The organism is Clostridium sp. X, from assembly GCF_055755365.1.
Genome location: NZ_CM146912.1, coordinates 2,024,640 through 2,044,038, shown reverse-complemented (window position 1 = coordinate 2,044,038; position 19,399 = coordinate 2,024,640). Strand labels below are relative to the sequence as shown.

Below are 19,399 nucleotides of genomic sequence, written 5' to 3'. Positions count from 1 at the left end.
TTAATAAATTAAAGTTTTTCTATTTTTATATATTATACTAGAATAATTGAAAAATCAATCTCTTTTAAAAATTTTATTATTCTTTAACTAGCTTTTAAATAATTCTACTATTTCTTCTTCACTTAAATCCCCAAAAACTTTGCTATCTGATAATTCGTCTCCCATAAGCTGTGATATAAGTTTTCTTTTATCTTCCTGAAGTGATAAAATCTTTTCCTCAATAGTACCCTTAGCTATAATTTTTATGACCTCTACTACATTTTTCTGTCCTATTCTATGTGCTCTATCTGTTGCCTGATCCTCTACTGCTGGATTCCACCATGGATCAAAATGAATTACTATATCTGCTGAAGTTAGATTGAGTCCTGTACCTCCAGCCTTTAAACTTATTAAGAATACTGAATTCTCACCCTCATTAAAAGCTTTTACTGTATCCATTCTCTTATCTGGAAGAATAGAACCATCTAAATAACTAAAAGATATTTTCTCAATTTTAAGTCTCTTCCTTATATTTTTAAGAACAGAGGTAAATTGAGAAAAAACAAGTACTCTGTGCCCCTCTTCTAAACTTTGTTTTAAAACTTCTACTAAGGCTTCTATTTTTCCACTACCACCACTGTACTCTTTCATCAGCACGGTAGGATCTAGACAAAGTTGCCTTAATTTTGTTATATATGATAGTATCTCTATCTTGCTACTTTTAAACTCCTCATTCTTTACCTTTTTTTCAATAAGTTCCATTGCATGATCAGCATATATCTTATAAATCTTCTTTTGCTCATCATCTAAACTTACCATTAATTTCTTTTCTATCTTATCAGGTAACTCCTTTATAACATCCTTTTTTCTTCTTCTAAGAATGAAGGGTTTTATAAGTCTATTTAAATCTTCAATAACCTCTGGACTCTCTCTAAGCTTTTTATGATATCGAACACTAAATCTTTTTTCATCATATAAATATCCCGGCATTACAAAGTCAAATATAGACCAAAGCTCCATAAGAGAATTCTCTATTGGAGTACCTGATAGAGCAAACTTTGTCTTTGCATTGATACTTTTTGCAGATATTGCATTTTGAGAATTTGGATTTTTTATATACTGGGCTTCATCTAATATACAATAATCAAATTCTAATTTCTCATAATGTTCTAAGTCTCTCTTAAGTAAATTGTATGTAGTTATGACCACATCATACTTTTTAATATTCTTAAATATTTCCTGCCTTTCTTCTCTAGAACCATAAATTGCAACTACAGATATATTAGGGGCAAATTTTTCAAATTCACTTATCCAGTTGTATATTAATGAAGTAGGTGCCACTATTAAAGTCTTATTTTCTTTATTGGATAATATAAAGGTAATGGCTTGAAGGGTTTTCCCAAGTCCCATTTCATCTCCCAAAATCCCTCCAAAGCCAAGATAATCTAAAGTCTTCAACCAATTATAACCTAGCTTTTGATATTCCCTTAAACTCCCTTTTAAATCCTCTGGTTCTTTAAATTTTAACTTATCTACATTCTTAAACTTATCTCTTATTTCTTTTAACTCTGATTTTCCTTTTATATATCTAATATCATTTTCTTCTATATAACTATCTATAAAAACACCTTTATTTTTAGATACTATAATATTATTATCATTTATCTCTTTAGGCGAGACTATATCTAGAAGTTTTAAAAATCTTTTAAGCTCCAGCTCCTCTAAATCAAGATATTCTCCACTTTTTAACTTGTAGTATTTAAGGTTATCTCTAAAAGATCTTAGTATATTTGTAGTCTCTTCTGGTGGTATATCCCCAATCTTAAACTCCATGTTAAAGTAGTTATACTTGCCTGACTTAATATCTCCCTTTATACCTTTTTTACCAATAGACTTTATTCCCTTAAAATTTTCTGAGTAATACACCTCTCCTATAGCTTGTAGCTTATGTATCTCACTTTTAAAAAATCTAAATATATAGTCTTCTTCTAAGGTCATATGAAACTTTTCCTTTATTCCTTCAAAGCCTAAGTTTTTTACAATCTGAATAATCTCAGCTTCTTTTTTTACATCTCTATATATAATTTTTTCTTCACAATCCTGAAAAATATTAAACTGAAATCCACCATACTCTACCTTCACAATTAATGTTATATCTCTATTTTCTTCATCAAAATAAAATTTAAATACACAGTGCCCCATAACTATCTTATCCTTTATGGATTTAGATAAAGTAACATTATTAGATAAGATATTTAGGTCTGGAATCAGTCTTCTTAATACCGTTTCTTCTTCTAATTTAGGAATAGTTATAACTTTTGATTCATTAAAGACCTTAAGATAGGGATTTATACTATAACAAAAATCATAATCTGGAAGATATATAGTTGTACCGTATAAAAAAACATTGTTTTTAGATCCTAAAACTGTCGGCATTCCATCTGGTGACTTTAGTACATAATTATCCTTTATAGTCTTTAAATCAAAATTTATATCTGGAGCCTCATTTAAAACTTCTGTCTCTACTGCTCTATAAAAAAATCCCTCATTTAAGTAAACTCTATGATTTCTTACAACTTCAAAAAACTCTCTTACTAAGTATTTAGGAACATTAATAGATTTTCCTTCAATAATTTTCTTTCCAGTTTTGCTTATGTAACTCTGTTTTTCTATATCTCTTAGCATCTCTATAAAGTCTATAAGTCTTTTATCCTTTGTACTTAATTTTTGATTTTCTATAGAAAAAATAAATTTTTTACTGTAGCTTATAGGAACCCTGTTATAATAAGCCACTAAAAACTGATTAACATCCTTAAGCACATAAAGATTGCTAGAGCTCATAGAATTAAGTCCTATCTTAAACTCAGCAGAAATATTGTGATTCCACTCATTTTTATTTATATATACATCTATTTTTGTTTCATCTTTATATTTTTCTTCTCCTAAAAGTATAGATAATAAATTGTTACCTTTATTTTTTAATATGCTCTCCTCTTGCAAAGCATCATCTTTTAAAAGATGATGCTTTGCAAGCTCTTCAAGTGCTTTATAGTAAGTTGCTACTAAATGTTTACAACAATAATTTTTCTTTTTAAATTCATTCTTCTCATAATCTGCACAAGTACAGTAGGTTGAAAAAACACTTTTCTTACCTATTTCCATTTCAATTTTTGTATGATATTCATTAAAAAGATTTTCTGAAATCACATTACCATCTATACAGATTAGTTCCTCTTCACTAGTAATATCTATGGAAGAAACTAAATCATTATTGAGAACTCTTTGTCCCTTAGAATAGTTATTTCCACTAGTTTCTTCATTAAATACTTGCAATAACATATCTTCTCTTAACATAATTTCTCCTCAGTAATTTCATCCTTAATCCTTTAATTATATCATAAACAAAGTTTTTTGTTTTATCTAAAAACAATCCAAGGATAAACTCATCTTTATATTGAAAAAGAATAGTAGCTAGCTTATATAAAAACTATAAACTAGCTACTAAATAAATCCTAATTTAATTTTTAAATTTCAGATATTCATCCTATTTAAAATTCTTAACTAGTTCTCACTCTAGTGGTACTGATTTTACCATACACCTTGCTAAGAGTTTTAATCTTTAACGTTGGATTAATAACTCCACAGGCATCTATTATACTTTCTAAAACCTTAAATTCTTTTCTCTTAATTACTACTTCCACTTTATATCTTTTGTCGCCATTGTTACCTCGAGCTAAAAAGTTATTTACAGTATACCCTTCTTCTCTTAGCTGTTCTGCTATCTTAACCATTTTTTCTTTATTGTTTAAGAATAAGTCTACTTCTAATATACCTAATGCTAATCGTTCTTCGATTTTACTGCCTATAAACACTCCCGTTGTTTTACCTAAAGCATATGCTATAGTAAAATGAATCCCTTTTGAACCGCTCATTTTAGAAACTACCATCGCAAAAATCATAGCATCTAAAAATACTAACAAATAAACTGGACTCATAATTTTTTTGGACATTAATATTGATTTAAGTGTTGCTAAAATATTTGTAAACGAAGTTATTAAAAATAACCCTATAATTGCAAACATAACGTTTCTAGTCATTATGCCACCTCCTTTAATTTTAAATATCTGTAGTTATAATTATCAATATATAGTAAATTTTTCAAATAAAATGCAATAAAAAAACTAACACATTAGTACTTGTTAGCAAATAATTTATTATTTAATTACTTATTAGATCGTTTATATTTAAAATTTAAAATAAATCTATCTTAATTAAATAATTCTAATACTTTAAGAGCTTGAAATAAGAAAGAAACGTAATCTTGATTTTATACACTTAGAAATTAATTGATGAGTACTTTAAGAATAATAATCATAAGATTTTTACAAAATTACTTATTTATAGCTTAACTAATTCTATCCAATAGATAACTAACTTTCTAAGTGTATCACATTCTTACTAACTTTGCAAACATATTTTCTACTGAAGATAAGCTTTTTTCTCAATATCATCAACAGTAAGTCCAATCTTCTTTGCATTTATCTTTATTTTATGATTTAAAAATGCAGCCATTGGTCTTGCAAGAATTTTTGGAAACTTCATATCTAACATTTCCTGTGCTTTAGGTGATATATCTCTACCTGCGTATATATCATCCAATGCATATTTAAAAGCTGAAGTTATTTTCTCTCCCTTTTTTCCTAGATTTTCTATAAGTTCACCATTTATCAGTACTCCACCCCCATATCTAAGACCACCTATCCACTTCATCTTAGCTGCTTCTGCAAAACACTTGCATGAACCTATCAGTGTCTTTACAAGTTCTGAATAAGGAAATGCACATTGTCCTACAGCAAAGAAACATTTCCCTTTCAGCTCATCTTTACACTCCTCTATAAGTCTTTCAAAAAACCATATTACTGGATGAGGAAGAGAATCTACATATAGAGGACTTGAAAGAGCTATAATATCACTTTTAGCTATAGTTTCTTTAAGACTTTCTATACTCTTTCCCTCCTCTAAATATTCTATAATGTGTATAATCTCAATTGTATTTCTATCTTCTTCAGCTAACTTCTTAATAGTTCTAGCGAAACTATAAGAAGTACCTTTCTTTCGAGGACTTCCATTGAAAATAAGAATTTTTTTACTCTTCATTTTCCTTACCTCCTTGTAAAAGCTTACTTATTTCATTTTCAATTTCTGATATTTTATATGATTTATTAAACACAATAGATTTTCCTGTATAATCTAAATTCGCTGCATTCTGAGATACTATATTATTAAAATTCACTTCTTGCCCTTCTAGATTTTCTTCAGCTAATGCTATGCCTACAATATACTTATGACCATAACGTGGACGATGATATAAGCTTCCTTTTTTTACAAAATAGAAAGGAAGTGCAAGTACCATAAATCTATCTACAGCTATTTTCAGCTGTGAAGAGTACCCTCCGAATTTTAGAGCCGTCAACATTATAATCCAATCTGATTTTGCTATAGACCTAAATACTTGTTGCATATCATCATTTATTATGCACTTACCTGGTGTCTTATCTCCACATGCTCCACATCCCGTGCATCTTTTAATGTTCATATCCTTTAAATTAAAGCAATGGAATTCTTCTTTTCTATCTACAAGTAGTTTTTTTAGTGATATATTAACATCATTTTCACTTTGAAATGAATCAAGTATTACTAAACTCATATTTATCCCCCCCAAACTAAGTATATTTCTATAAAAAATTCTTATTTATATTCTTTTCCTATATTATCTATATTTTCTCCTAGCTTGTTAACACTTTTAAACAGTATATCAATCTCTTCCTGATTTAAATTATTAAAAAGATTTATAATAAATTCATTGTCTTTCTCTTCACGATTTTCCCAAAATGCTCTACTCTTTTCTGTTAACCTTAATCTAAGTGCTCTAGAGTCTTGTTCATCCTTTTCTATAGTTAGAAACCCTTTTTCTTCAAGTTTTAGTGCAAGTTGCTTTACATTTTGCCTTGAACTGCCCATAAGCTCTCCAACTTCACTTAAAGTAGGTGCTTTATCGCCAAATTGTGATATCATAGCTGTTAAGAACCATTGTTTTGTAGTTATTCCTTCCCTGCCCAAATACTGATCCCCTATAACCTGGAATTTATTTGCCAAAAGAAATATACTTCCAAATATAAACTTTTGTTTATCAATATCTTTCATGGTTTCCCTCCTGATAATTTGCATCTTAAAATAGGTAATATATTACCTATATAAGTAATATATTACCTATTTCTAAACATGTCAATACTTTTAATAGATTTATTAAAGTTATTTATTTTATAATCAGATATGTATATGTTACTAGCTTTTATATTATTTAGTTGTTTTAAATAAGAAATCCTAATACCTCAAATAATGAAGTATTAGGATTTCTATTTTTGGGGTATTTGACTGAATACCTATAATATTAATCTTCTACCAATTTTATAAATTGTTCAAAGCTAATATTATACTAAAGAGCATAACAATTTAAGTTGCATTAATATAGATAGCTTATTACCTTATTATAATCTTTCGACTATAATAAAGCAGATTCACAACCTATAATAATGGTTTCCTCGACTATATAACATATATCCTAAACTTTATAAAATCTTTCGATTTTATAAAACCTATTTTTACACACTATATAATCTTAACTCGACCTTATATCATAAGTTTCAACCTCATTATAATGAATTTTTTTCAAAATCCACTATAATAAAGCTTTACCCCACAATATAAAATCTTATCTCTGACCTTATATAAGCCATATTGACCTATATAAAATCTTTAATCGAATCATATATACCCTTAAATTATAAAAGCATATATAACTCTTCGTTCAATTGTTATGTTCCTTATGATATTATTATGTTCATTTATAAAGATATCATGCACAATTATATTTATTGAATTTTATCCAAATTTACAACTAATAACTATAATAAGTATTTATATTATCTTTCTCTACTATATATATTTTTTTATCTTCTATTAAATATTTTAAATGGGCAATTGTCTCTCCAATAGCAAACCATTTTTGAGCAAGGGGAAAATCGCTCCAATCTTTAGCTCTAATAGACCACTTCATTTTTGAGGCTATATTATATGCATTTATTCCTGGACTCTCTGATATAATCAAACGTGCATCCTTAAGTCTCTCTTTATGATGCACCAAAATTTCATCTACCCTTTTTTCAAATTCTCCTGTTATCTCTCTATGTCCAACTAATGCTAATTTTACGTCATATTTTTTTATTTTATGTAGGCTTTCTATATAACTACCTAGAGAGTTGGGAAGATCCATCCATAAAGTAATATTTGGAGTTATATCGAAAAGAACATGATCTCCAGTAAACATTAATTGTTCTTTTTCACAATATAAACAAGTGTGACCTGGTGTATGTCCAGGAGTTGTAACTGCAACAAATTCATATCCACCATAACATAGTTTACTTCCCTGCTGAACAGGAACTATACCAAAACTACATCTAGGTATTAGTCTTCTAGCTGGATTAGATTGTCGTGATTTTATAACTTCTTCTTCTGAAAATCCCTCCATCATGTATCTAGACTCAAGCTTTGTCCAGTAACCAGAACTATCATTAATTAATTTATCTAGTATGTTTTTATCAATAGGATTCATATATATTTTTGAGCTTTTAGAAATTATCTCTGGAACAAGTCCCGAATGATCAGCATGTAGATGAGTTATAAATAAATCTGTTACATCCATATCAAGATTTAATTCTTTTATTCCTTCAATAAGAGAACTTAAACACTCTTCTCTATTAAAACCAGTATCAATAATCAAATTTCTTTCTGAACCTTTAATAACATAACAATTAAGATTTTTTAGTGGATTTTCTGGTAGCGTTACATCTATCTTATAAATATTATGTATAATCTCTTTTATCATCTCTTTACCTCCATTATTCTAAGTTTTAAGCTGAATTATATCTTCCAATTAACTTTAGTTAAATCATAAAAATGAAAATCACTTCTATATTTTATCATGACTTTACTATAACATAATAATTTTTTTCTTCAACGAAAAAAAATCCTAATACTTCATAGTTTGAAGTATCAGGATTTCTGGTTTTTACATGTATATATATTATACATGTTTTATAATATTAGTCTCTGATAAAGCTATACAGTATTCACAGCTAATATTACATCTAAAGAGCATAACAATCTAAGTTGCACTAATATAGATAGTTTATTACCCTACTATAATCTTTCGACTATAATAAAGCAAATCACAACCTATAATAATGGTTTCCTCGACTATATAACATATATCATAAACCTTATAAAATCTTTCGACCTTATAAAATCTATTTTTACACATCATATAATCTTAACTCGACCCTATATCATAAGTTTCAACCCTATTATAATAGATTTATTTTTCAAAACCTACTATAATAAAGCTTTACCCCACAATATAAAATCTTCTCTCTGACCCTATATAAGCCTTATTGACCTATATAAAATCTTTGATCGAATCATATATACCCCAAAACCTTAAGAGCATATATAACTCTTCGTTCAACTGTCATGTTCCTTATGCTATTATTATGTTCACTTATAAAAATATCATACACAAATTTTCATGGTAATTCTTCACAATTAAATATTAGTATATATCCGAAAATTCAATTTTTAAATTTTCGTTATACTTTGGCTTCAAAGTATCTTTGTTATCTACTTCTTCATTATCTAATACTTTCACCGGAAGAGTGACAATTAATTCACTACCTTCTCCTATCTCACTTTTAGCATAAACAGTTCCACCCTGAGCTTCAACAAGAGATTTAACAAGAGCAAGTCCAATTCCACTTCCTTCGCTTTTTTTAGTTGTTGTTTTATCGATTTGAGCAAATCTCTTAAAGATAAACTCTAATTTTTCCTTTGGAATACCGATTCCTGTATCTTTAATGGATATTTCTACAAAATCATCTCTGTCATAAATGTTAACATATATATTTCCACCTACATCAGTAAATTTTACTGCATTAGATAAAAGATTTAATATAATTCTTTCCATTTTTTCTTCATCAAAAGCAATTATCTTCTCTTCTATCTCTGTATCAAAAGTTATATTTACTCCTTTAGCTTCTATGAAGTATGCAACAGATTGAACTAATTCTTCCACCACTTCTATTATATTGCCGTTAGCTAAACTTAGATTTAAATAATTTCCCTCTATTTTTGTAGTATCTATTATGTTATTAATTAATCTCAGAAGTCTCCATGCATTTTGATTAATTATATTAAAGTAATAGTTTATTCTATCATCATCTAGAGTTTTTGATTTATCTAGAGACTTTAATAGTTGTATTGTACTACTGATAACATTCAGAGGAGTTCTAAGTTCATGAGACATATTAGCAAAAAACTCTGTTTTTATCTTATCGTATTCTATAAGCTTTTCGACTTTTTTACTGCTTTCATAATTTTTAAAATTAAGTGTCTCAATTTTTTCATTAGCTCTTGATATTTCTTGTGCTAAAAGTAAAGCATCATTAACAGAACTTTTCAGTGTCAGTAAAGTATTAACTCTCGATAAAAGTTCATCCTTACTAAAGGGCTTTCTTAGATAATCATTTGCACCACTATTAAAAGATGACACTAAATTTTCTGGTCTATTACTTGCTGTCATCATGATTATAGGCAACTGAAAAATTGAATATTTTTTTCTAATCATACTACATATTTCATAGCCTAATAAATCCGGAAGCATCATATCCATAATAACTAGGTCTATGTCTTTATTCTCTTCTATAATTTCTAAAGCTTGTTTTCCAGTTGAGACCTTTAATATATTTTCACTAACATTTGAAAGATGATATTCTAACACTCTTTGATTAATATACTCATCATCTACTATTAGTATCTTATAGCTTTTGCTCTTTATAATATCTGAGTCGTTATTTACTTTAGTAATAATCTCATTTGTTGAAATATCAGAAGATTTAATTTCTACTGGTTCTATATATTTACTCTCATGATTATAATCATCATTACCTTTAGAACTTAGTGGCAAAGTAATGGTAAATTTAGTACCTTCATCAACCTGAGATTCAACTATTATATCCCCATCATGAAGATTTACTAGTTTTTTTGTTATATGAAGTCCAAGTCCAGTTCCCCCATATTTCTCTGAAATTCCTTCAGCTTGTTCATATATATTAAAAATTGTATTAATTTTTTCTTTTGGTATGCCTATTCCAGTGTCTTCTATAAAAATTTCTATAAAATTCTCTTTTATGTCATAGGAAATAATTATTCTACCCTCTTGTGTAAACTTAATTGAATTACCAATTAAGTTATAAAAAATCTGCTGTATTCTGTCCCCATCACCATATACACAAGGAATATTTGAATCTATTAAATTAATCAATTCTATATTTTTATTTTTTATGAATGGCTCACTAAATTTCACTACCATATCTATAAGTTTATTAATTTTAACTGACTTTTTATTTAATGTTATATCATTATTTTTCAGCCTAGAAAATACTATAATATCATTTACCAAGTTAGATAATCTTATAGCACTTGATTTAATTAGATATAAATTATATTTTTCATCCTCATTCATATTGCTTGAACTCACATTAGCAATACTTTCAGATAATCCAATTATACCATTTAAAGGGGTTTTTAGTTCATGAGATGTTACAGCTAAAAAATCATCCTTTAAGTTATTTAAAGATTTAAGCTTCTCACTCATATCCTCAGCATTAGAAAGAGCTTTTGATTGTCTTTCTGCTAAAACATAATAACTAGCTATTATAAATACAAATACGCCTAAAGGTGCATAGGAATTTGTCATAATAATACTGTACTCATATAAAATATCATTTATTCTTGTTATAAATAATGCAAATAGTCCTACTACAGTAATATAGTCACTTGTCTCTGAATAAATATATAACTTAGATATTCTCCACATCATATACAATATCATTAACAATGCCACCACTTCAAAATAAACAAGAAACACGATATAATATGCATTCGGACTTACAAGTACTATAAAAAAGTAAAGAATTGCTGAAAAATTGGAGATTTTTACAACTTTTTTTGGAAGAGCACCAACATAATTTTTATTAATAAATGATACTATAAATGGCACATATAAATAAAATGTCCAAATCATTATTTTTACTGCAATTAAATAATTAAAGCTAGGAAACAGAGCGATAAAAAATCTTTCTCCTATAAATATTGTCCTAATTGCAACCAAAATACAAACTAATGCAAAATATAAAGGCGCCTTGTCTTTTTTGCGTTTAAAAAATACTGCTAAATTATAAAGTGCGGCAATTATACTGCTCCCAAAGAGAAATAAGTCAAAAGCTAACTTTTCCTCTTTATAATCAGTCATTCTAGAGGCTTCTCCCATTGTTATACTGTCAATAAATCCAAATTTAGAATAAAAGTTACTAACTTGAAGTATCAAGTATACTTCACCATTTTCTGTATAGAAGGAACCTATTTCAGGTAAATTTTGAGGTTGTATTTCCCCTTTACTTTTCCCTATTTTCCCTACTGATACTATCTCTCTACTATTTGCATAAAGTTTATAGGCATTTTGAAGATAATCAATTTTTACTGAATATAAATAATCATCATTATTAACAAGAACTTTTATTCTATAGGTTCCGTACCCTTGTCCACCTAAAATACCTGGTATAGAATTATAGTCTCTTTTTATGGATGTATTTTTAAAGTCCTCATGTGCTAAAAATTGATCTTTATAAAATTCCCATTCACCATCTAGTTTTATCATACCATCTTTGCTAAAATTCCAATTTCTTAAATCTATTACACCCTTTTCCGCAATAGGTTTAAGCTTGCTCATGTCATTGACATTTATACTTTCATTAATTATGTACATAAATATTCCTAAGGTAATTAACAGTAAAATAAATAATCTTATCTTTGGTAGTTTATTATTCTTTTTCATATGGCCCCTTCACCCTAAAAAATCATATTTTGTATCATTTTTTATCGTTTCCTGTCGTATATGTTAAAATTATAGCAAATTTTTCATCTGAATTCTATATGTAAATAGGATAAACTCTTTTTAAATATAAAATTTCTGTTAAAACTTTTAAAATACCTCCAAATAAAATAAAGACCCCTAAGAGTCTTTATGAGTACTTATTTACTTATTTACTTATTTGCTTACTTTTGTTTTGTTTAGAATATTGTTTTTTTGGAGATTTTTTCTCATTACTTCTATGATAGCCTCTTTTTCGATCTCTGTTTGTGGAGACTTTCTTTTTAACTTCATTACTTTTTACTATACTTGAAGTGTCCATAACGTAAGGATGCTCTTCAATTACTGGTATTGATTTTAGTATAGTCTTTTCAATATCTTTCAGTTCTTTCTTCTCTTCTTCATCACAAAATGTAAGTGCAACTCCCTTTGCTCCCGCTCTTCCAGTACGTCCAATTCTATGCACATAGGTTTCTGGCGTATCTGGCAGATTAAAGTTTATTACATGAGATAATTCGTCTACATCAATACCTCTAGCTGCTATATCCGTTGCTACTAAAACTCTGATTTTCTTTTCCTTAAAATTATTTAAAGCAAGCTGTCTTGCATTTTGTGATTTATTTCCATGAATGGCTTGAGCTTCTATTCCAACCTTTTCAAGATCTTGAGTTATTTTATTTGCACCATGTTTTGTTCGTGAAAACACAAGAACAGAATCAATGGATTTATCTTTTAAAAGGTGTATAAGTAAAGCTTTCTTATTTTTCTTTTCAACAAAATACACTGCTTGTTTTATAGTATCAATAGTAGATGAGACAGGGTCTACAGTTACCTTCACCGGACTCTTTAAAATAGAATCCACTAACTTTAATATCTCTGTTGGCATTGTTGCAGAAAACAGCATATTCTGTCTCTCTTTAGGTAGCTTTGATATAATTCTTTTTACATCAGGTCCAAAACCCATATCAAGCATTCTGTCCGCTTCATCAAGGACAAAAAACTTTATATGATCAAGACTTATAAAGTTCTGTTGAATCAAATCTAGAAGTCTACCCGGTGTGGCAATTAAAATATCTACCCCTGCATTTAATGCTTTTATTTGAGAATTTTGTGAAACTCCACCTAAAACAACAGTATTCTTTAATGCCATATGTTTTCCATAGGCCGTAAAGCTATCTCCAATTTGAACAGCAAGTTCTCTAGTTGGAGCTAATACCAATGCTTTAATAGTTTGAGTTCGTTTTGAAGATCTTTGCTCACCATATAGAAGTTGTAGTATAGGTAAAGCAAAAGCTGCTGTTTTTCCTGTACCCGTTTGAGCACATCCTAGCAAATCTTTACCTTCGAGAATATGTGGTATAGCTTGTTCTTGTATAGGGGTTGGATTTGTATATCCTTCATTAGTTAGAGCCTTCAAAATAGGCTCAATAAGATTTAAGTTTTTAAATATCATTTTTTCTCCCTTGGATAATTAAATTTATAATAAACGTTTTAAATATAGAGAATGCTCGTTTCCCTTAGTATTGCCTTCTCTTCTTAACATTATATAGGTAAGAATAAAATAAAGCTACATAAACTAGTTTTCACTCTTCCATATTTGCATCAATTTTCATATTTGTGATATAATAAAGAATGCTGTCTATAAGACATACTATAATATGCTAAAAGAAAGAGGTGCCTGTCATAAAAGGTAAATACGAAGTGAAAGTTAATGAGTATGAAACAAAAGAAAATATTACTTTTTTAAAAGTTAGTAAAAAGAATGATTCAATTATTGATACAAAAATAGATACTGCTGATTTAAAGATGGTATTAGATAAAGGAACTTGGTTTGCAGAATGGAATAAAGACTTCAATAGCTACTTAGTTCAAGTTTTAAATTTTTCTACTGTGAATGGAAAAACACTTAAAGAAAAACAAACTCTACATTCCTTTATTCTAGGTACACATACTAAAACTCCTATTAGACATCTTAACGGTGATACTCTTGACAATAGAAGATGTAATATTGAAGTATATAATCAAAATGCAGTAATTAATGATTATGAAGAGATAGATTCAGAAACCGTTGCAATCATACTTAGAGATAAATATGGTAGACGAAAGGAAAGGACTCTAATTGATAAAGAAGATTTAGATAGAGTACTTAACAGTGGTTATTCTTGGGTTTACTATTTAAATCAAGGTGAGCACTACGCTATAGCTAATTCATCTACTGGTAGAGTTTTTTTACATGATTTTATAATGAATGCTCCTGAGGATATGATTACTAAACATATAACTCATAATTCTTTAAATAATAGAAAATCTAATTTAGCTAATGTTCTATTGGTAAAGGAATCAGAAACACCTGAAAATGACGAAACCTTAGATATTAATAATTAAGTATATCTTATTAAAAAAAATACAAAGTAACTATAAAATCACATAGTTACTTTGTATTTTTTTATAATTTTCTTTTAAAACATAAAAAGCCCTTAAATAGCAAACTATTTAAGGGCTAAAATATTTATATTAGATAATAGTAATATTTTCTGCTTGTGGTCCTTTTGGTCCTTTAACTACGCTAAAAGAAACATTTTGACCTTCTTCAAGAGTTTTGTAACCATCTGAATTTATTTGTGAAAAGTGTGCAAAAACATCTTTTCCGTCTTCTCCTGTAATAAATCCAAATCCTTTTTCTGAGTTAAACCATTTTACTGTACCATTCATGCGATGTGTACCTCCGAAATTTTATTTTTCTTAAACTTCTTTGTAATAATACACTAATAAAATTTCGAAATTAAAATACTGCTTTTAAAGTACTAATTGAAATATATTTAGATTTTATTATTTACTATTCATTTAAGCAATATATTTATATTATCATACTTTTTTATATAACGCAAGCATTTTTTATATTAATTAGTGTATTAGTTAAATTATTTATTTTTAGTGTTTTTTTGTTTTTCCTGTCTTATTTTTACCAAGCTTTTTTGATTCATTAGAATGACCTATTTCATTAGACATTTCAAATTCCATTTCTTTTAATTCTTTTTTTGTCTTTTCACCTGCTTTCTTATTATTTTTACTGTTTTTATTATTTTTGTGTGACATACTAATCACTCCCAACATAATTTTTTATCATTAGTGAGTAGATAAAACAGGCTAATATATTTCTTATTAAACTAATATTATTATTAATTATTTTTTAGCTATAACCCGTTCACATTATATTGTCACCAAAATTTATTATAATATATTAGAATTATATAAATTTTTTAGGTTAAATAATTTAAAGTACTTTATTTATTTTACATGTTTACTTTACATAACATTATTTAACTTTTATAGTTATAGGTTTTAACAATCCTTTAGCAACTCTTTCTATTTTTAATTTTAATATATTTGGTTCTTTTGTAACATCAGAAATACTTATTCCACTTCTGATACATTTTTCACCGTTTATTACATTTTCTATAACATTACTTGAAAAAAAGCCTATAATATTATACTTATTATTTTTTTCATCTTTTACTTCATCATAAGTTATGCCTCCAAAATTAGCACCTTCGATACTACTCATTTGAAGGATTTCTTTATCTTTAATCTCAAATGCAACATTATATTCCTTTTTATCCTCTATATCTTCAAAGGTTGTATCTTCAAACTCTATATCAAAACCACTATTTTCTAAAATCTTCTTATTTTTTATATCTACTATAATATACATATCCTTTTTAGGTATAAATAACGCTCCATCAGCTTTAAAATATAGCTCCTTTGCCTCAGTGAAATAGGTACTCTCTGAAAATAGGGTTCCACTTAAATTATCTACAGATCCGAAACCACCTTTCATTTTATATTCTATTCCCTTCTCATCAACAAGTCTTGCATTAAGAAAATCAATAAATTTATAGTCTTTATTATCCTTAATTTTAAAATTTATTTCTCCAGAAGTTGGATAGATATTTATATCTTGAATTACTGCATCTATTTCACCAATGTTTATACTTTTATTTACAGAGTACAGATGTGGCTCTACACTGGCAAGTTTAGTATCAATATTAAAGCGTACTTTCCATTCTCCATAAATTCTATCACTTTTATAATTTCTTCCCTCTTGATAATCACCTTCATAGTAGCCATCCTCCATTTCTTTTACTTTCACTGTTAAAGCTTCAGGAATTTTTAAAATATCTTCATTAAAATAAACTTTTATTATTCCTTCTTTTTTTCCAGTTATTTTAAAATCTTCATAAGGATAATTACTTGTTTGTATACTCCCAACCATATTATTATTTTTATCATCAGTTATTTCTATTGAACTACGCAATGAAACATTTAAATCACTATATTTCTTATCTATTGTACTTACCTCATAGGCAATAATCATATTTCTCTTATCAATTATTACATCTTTAACTGTAAGTTTTATATTCATACTTTCTACACTTTTATCTATGTGTTGCACAAAATTATTTTCAATTGCTTTTGTGAGACCTTTATCAAAGGTTACAAGTTCTACAAGATACTCAAGCCCTGGAATCTTTGATATACTGGATGCTAAAGCAGGTGACATGTTAATAGAAAATATGAATATAACTAAGGACGCTGCAATTAATGAAAAATACTTTATAGCTCTCTTTTTCTTCTTCATTTTTATATCTGCTCTAGCTACTGCACTGCTTACTAAATCATGAATTTCCTTTGGAACTTCTATATCATTACACTTATCTAAATCAAATTTATATTTTTCCATCTGCATAATCTCCTCCTTCATTAATATCACATCTCAACTCTTTAAGTGCCTTATGAATATAATTCTTCACATTACTTTCTGTACATTCCATTATTTCAGCCACTTCTCGTATTTTAAGATTGTTATAATATTTTAAAATAATTGCGGTTTTATACTTCCCTTGAAGTCTATCTACTGCATTACAAAGATCAATCTTAATTTCTGAATCTTTTTCTATATATAATTCATCATAATTGTCATTAAGTTGAACCACTTTCTTTTTATGCCTAAGTAAGTCCATACAACAATTAATAAGAATTTTTGTAAGCCATGTATAAAAAAACTCAGGTCTTTTTAATTTCTTTATTGATAAATATGCTTTATATACTGTAGCATCCACTATTTCTAATGCATCCTGTTGATTTTTTACGTAAAGAAATGCAGTTCTATATAAGATATCTTTTCTTTCCTCAATAAGCTTAATAAAGCATTCTCCATCTCCACTAATAGCTTTTTTTACTGCATATAAATGATCATGCAAAAATCCCGCCCCCTTTTACTGCTTATATAAGTTAGACTCTACATAAATTAAAATGTTTTTTGTTTTTATTATTTAATTTCTTAATTTATTTTCTCTAATTTATCTTAATATCCTCTTTACAGAAAAATAACCACAGCCTAAGCTGTGGTTATATGTGCTATTAAATCTATTATTTAATTCCCTCTGTTGCCTTTATTAAATAATCTAATTCTTCTCCCTCTAAATATGGAGATAGCTTCTCAAATACGATTTTATGATAATTATTAAACCATGTCTTTTCATCAGTAGTCAATAAAGAAACATCTATAGCTTCCTTATCTATAGGACATAGTGTCAAAGTCTCAAACTTCATAAACTGTCCACCATATTCTGTCTTTTCATCTTCTTGAACAACTACAAGATTTTCTATTCTTATACCATGTTTTCCTGACTTATATACTCCTGGTTCATTAGAAACAATCATTCCTTTTTCAAGTTTTACAGAATTAGGAACGGTAGATATTCTATGTGGTCCTTCATGGACATTTAAAAAGAATCCAATTCCGTGGCCTGTTCCATGCTTATAGTCCATTCCCGCATTCCATAATGGAAGCCTCGCTATGATATCTATATTAGATCCCGTAGCTCCATATAAAAATCGTTGCATACTAAGGTCAATCATCCCTTTAAGAACAAGGGTATAGTCAAACTTTTCTTCATTTGTTAAAGAACCTACTGCTATAGTTCTTGTTATATCTGTAGTTCCATCTAAGTATTGAGCTCCTGAATCTACTAAATATAATCCTTCGTTCTTTATAATTGCTTGTTTCTCTTTTGTTGCTTTATAATGAGGCATAGAAGCATTAGCTCTATAAGCTGATATAGTATCAAAACTTAAATCATAAAACTTATCCCCAACTTTTCTTATTTCCTCTAGCTTATCCGATGCCTCTATTTCGCTAATGTGACTTGTTTTTATAGTTTTTTTTAGCCAGCTTATGAATTTAGCCATAGCCACACCATCTCTTACCATTGCATTCCTTACATTTTGAATCTCTACATCATTTTTTATAGCCTTCATTTTTGTTGTTATATCTATGCTCTCTATAGTTTTAACTTTTATAGCACTGTGCAACCATATATTCGTTTTTGATGGATCAAATAATATTGTACTCTCTGTAATCTCCTCCAAAAATTCTCCAATACTATCATAGGGTTTTATTTCTACATTGGCTTTCTTTAGCTCATCTCTAACTTGTGAATTAATTTTTCTATTATCTATAAATATATTTGAGTTTCCCTCAGAAACTACTAAATATGCTATAGTTAGTGGATTACACTCAACATCTCTTCCTCTAATATTTAGTAACCATGCTATATCGTCTAGCCCTGATATAACGTAGTAATCCGCTCCTAAAGTTTTCATTTCTTTAACTACATCATCAAGTTTATCTTCTCTTGATTTTCCTGCATACTTTGTATCATGAAGTATAACATCAGTACATGGCTTTTCAGGTCTATTCTTCCATATACTATTTATTAAGTCTTCCATAATCTCAAAGGAAATTTCTTTATTTTCTAAACACTTTTTTAACTCTTTAAAGTATTGTAATGATACAACTTTTCCATCAAAAGCAATTTTAGCTTTCTTAGAAAGTGAGTCTCTTAAAAATTCTTCAACAGTCGGAACATCCTTTTCCCCCATTTTAAACAGGGTAATACCTGTATCTTTTAATTCACTCTCTGCTTGAATAAAGTATCTTCCATCTGTCCATAGTCCAGCATCCTCAAGTGTTATAACTGCCGTTCCAAAAGATCCAGTAAAGCCAGTTATAAATGCCCTAGTAGCGTAATGTTCGGCAACATACTCACTTTGATGTGGATCGCTACTTGGTACTATGTATGCATCAATTCCTCTTTCTTTCATAAGATGCCTTAAATGTTTAATTCTTTCCTCTACATCCATAATAATCACCTCATCTATATATTATTTTTATTATAGCATAAACAAAATTTTTAAGATTTCTTTTTATACTACATCAAAACTATACAAAACATACGTATTTATTATATAGAATTTATATGTTAACTACTTAATTGCTACAAGGAGGCTTCTATAGTAAAATTTAAGAAGAAT

The 19,399-nt window shown here is 28.0% G+C and carries 14 protein-coding genes and 1 other annotated feature (1 of these 15 running past the window's edge); of the genes, 1 reads left to right on the top strand and 13 read right to left on the bottom strand.

All coding sequences use genetic code 11. The annotated features are described in order from the left end of the window. Positions 1-4: a binding site (T-box leader), on the bottom strand; it reaches 253 nt to the left of the window's first position. Between the two features lie 83 nt (positions 5-87). From ACX0KU_RS10250 to ACX0KU_RS10215, 8 genes are all read right to left on the bottom strand, one after another. After that, a complete protein-coding gene (locus ACX0KU_RS10250; protein ID WP_472989786.1) occupies positions 88-3,333 on the bottom strand; it encodes a DEAD/DEAH box helicase in 3,246 nt (1,081 codons plus the stop codon). A 203-nt stretch (positions 3,334-3,536) separates the two neighbouring features. Then, on the bottom strand, positions 3,537-4,076 hold the full coding sequence (locus ACX0KU_RS10245) for a DUF5698 domain-containing protein (RefSeq protein WP_472989785.1): 540 nt from the start codon (positions 4,074-4,076) through the stop codon (positions 3,537-3,539). 382 nt (positions 4,077-4,458) lie between these two features. Next, entirely contained in the window at positions 4,459-5,136 is a 678-nt protein-coding gene (locus ACX0KU_RS10240) for an NAD(P)H-dependent oxidoreductase (protein WP_472989784.1), read from the bottom strand. Further along, positions 5,126-5,686, bottom strand: coding sequence for a flavodoxin family protein (locus tag ACX0KU_RS10235; RefSeq protein WP_472989783.1), 561 nt, complete (start codon positions 5,684-5,686; stop codon positions 5,126-5,128). Before ACX0KU_RS10235 ends, ACX0KU_RS10240 begins: the two co-directional genes overlap by 11 nt. A gap of 41 nt (positions 5,687-5,727) precedes the next feature. Beyond that, the gene (locus ACX0KU_RS10230) at positions 5,728-6,183 is read right to left on the bottom strand and encodes a MarR family winged helix-turn-helix transcriptional regulator (RefSeq protein WP_472989782.1); all 456 of its coding nucleotides are present in this window, start codon (positions 6,181-6,183) and stop codon (positions 5,728-5,730) included. Positions 6,184-6,937: 754 nt separating this feature from the next. Then, positions 6,938-7,924: an MBL fold metallo-hydrolase gene (locus ACX0KU_RS10225; protein WP_472989781.1), complete on the bottom strand. Its 987-nt coding sequence runs from the start codon at positions 7,922-7,924 to the stop codon at positions 6,938-6,940. 723 nt (positions 7,925-8,647) lie between these two features. Further along, a complete protein-coding gene (locus ACX0KU_RS10220; protein WP_472989780.1) occupies positions 8,648-11,986 on the bottom strand; it encodes an ATP-binding protein in 3,339 nt (1,112 codons plus the stop codon). Between the two features lie 205 nt (positions 11,987-12,191). Beyond that, a complete protein-coding gene (locus tag ACX0KU_RS10215) occupies positions 12,192-13,475 on the bottom strand; it encodes a DEAD/DEAH box helicase (protein ID WP_472989778.1) in 1,284 nt (427 codons plus the stop codon). A 221-nt stretch (positions 13,476-13,696) separates the two neighbouring features. Between ACX0KU_RS10215 and ACX0KU_RS10210 the strand changes: the two genes are divergently transcribed. Further along, positions 13,697-14,407, top strand: a complete 711-nt coding sequence (locus tag ACX0KU_RS10210; protein WP_472989777.1) for a hypothetical protein — start codon at positions 13,697-13,699, stop codon at positions 14,405-14,407. A 129-nt stretch (positions 14,408-14,536) separates the two neighbouring features. On the opposite strand, the gene ACX0KU_RS10205 is transcribed toward ACX0KU_RS10210, so the two are convergent. The 5 genes from ACX0KU_RS10205 to ACX0KU_RS10185 form a co-directional block, all read right to left on the bottom strand. Beyond that, on the bottom strand, positions 14,537-14,734 hold the full coding sequence (locus tag ACX0KU_RS10205; RefSeq protein WP_472989776.1) for a cold-shock protein: 198 nt from the start codon (positions 14,732-14,734) through the stop codon (positions 14,537-14,539). 219 nt (positions 14,735-14,953) lie between these two features. Then, a complete protein-coding gene (locus ACX0KU_RS10200) occupies positions 14,954-15,118 on the bottom strand; it encodes a small, acid-soluble spore protein, alpha/beta type (RefSeq protein ID WP_472989775.1) in 165 nt (54 codons plus the stop codon). A 220-nt stretch (positions 15,119-15,338) separates the two neighbouring features. Next, positions 15,339-16,763: a DUF4179 domain-containing protein gene (locus ACX0KU_RS10195; protein WP_472989774.1), complete on the bottom strand. Its 1,425-nt coding sequence runs from the start codon at positions 16,761-16,763 to the stop codon at positions 15,339-15,341. Further along, positions 16,750-17,283: a sigma-70 family RNA polymerase sigma factor gene (locus tag ACX0KU_RS10190; RefSeq protein WP_472989773.1), complete on the bottom strand. Its 534-nt coding sequence runs from the start codon at positions 17,281-17,283 to the stop codon at positions 16,750-16,752. The genes ACX0KU_RS10195 and ACX0KU_RS10190 overlap by 14 nt, the downstream gene beginning before the upstream one ends. Positions 17,284-17,452: 169 nt before the next feature. After that, entirely contained in the window at positions 17,453-19,228 is a 1,776-nt protein-coding gene (locus ACX0KU_RS10185; protein ID WP_472989771.1) for an aminopeptidase P family protein, read from the bottom strand. Positions 19,229-19,399 lie beyond the last annotated feature (171 nt).

Excerpts from the sequence above, each read along its gene's own strand:
- ACX0KU_RS10250 (WP_472989786.1), bottom strand. The coding sequence starts at position 3,333 with ATGTTAAGAGAAGATATGTTATTGCAAGTATTTAATGAAGAAACTAGT.
- ACX0KU_RS10245 (WP_472989785.1), bottom strand. The coding sequence starts at position 4,076 with ATGACTAGAAACGTTATGTTTGCAATTATAGGGTTATTTTTAATAACT.
- ACX0KU_RS10240 (WP_472989784.1), bottom strand. The coding sequence starts at position 5,136 with ATGAAGAGTAAAAAAATTCTTATTTTCAATGGAAGTCCTCGAAAGAAA.
- ACX0KU_RS10235 (WP_472989783.1), bottom strand. The coding sequence starts at position 5,686 with ATGAGTTTAGTAATACTTGATTCATTTCAAAGTGAAAATGATGTTAAT.
- ACX0KU_RS10230 (WP_472989782.1), bottom strand. The coding sequence starts at position 6,183 with ATGAAAGATATTGATAAACAAAAGTTTATATTTGGAAGTATATTTCTT.
- ACX0KU_RS10225 (WP_472989781.1), bottom strand. The coding sequence starts at position 7,924 with ATGATAAAAGAGATTATACATAATATTTATAAGATAGATGTAACGCTA.
- ACX0KU_RS10220 (WP_472989780.1), bottom strand. The coding sequence starts at position 11,986 with ATGAAAAAGAATAATAAACTACCAAAGATAAGATTATTTATTTTACTG.
- ACX0KU_RS10215 (WP_472989778.1), bottom strand. The coding sequence starts at position 13,475 with ATGATATTTAAAAACTTAAATCTTATTGAGCCTATTTTGAAGGCTCTA.
- ACX0KU_RS10205 (WP_472989776.1), bottom strand. The coding sequence starts at position 14,734 with ATGAATGGTACAGTAAAATGGTTTAACTCAGAAAAAGGATTTGGATTT.
- ACX0KU_RS10200 (WP_472989775.1), bottom strand. The coding sequence starts at position 15,118 with ATGTCACACAAAAATAATAAAAACAGTAAAAATAATAAGAAAGCAGGT.
- ACX0KU_RS10195 (WP_472989774.1), bottom strand. The coding sequence starts at position 16,763 with ATGGAAAAATATAAATTTGATTTAGATAAGTGTAATGATATAGAAGTT.
- ACX0KU_RS10185 (WP_472989771.1), bottom strand. The coding sequence starts at position 19,228 with ATGGATGTAGAGGAAAGAATTAAACATTTAAGGCATCTTATGAAAGAA.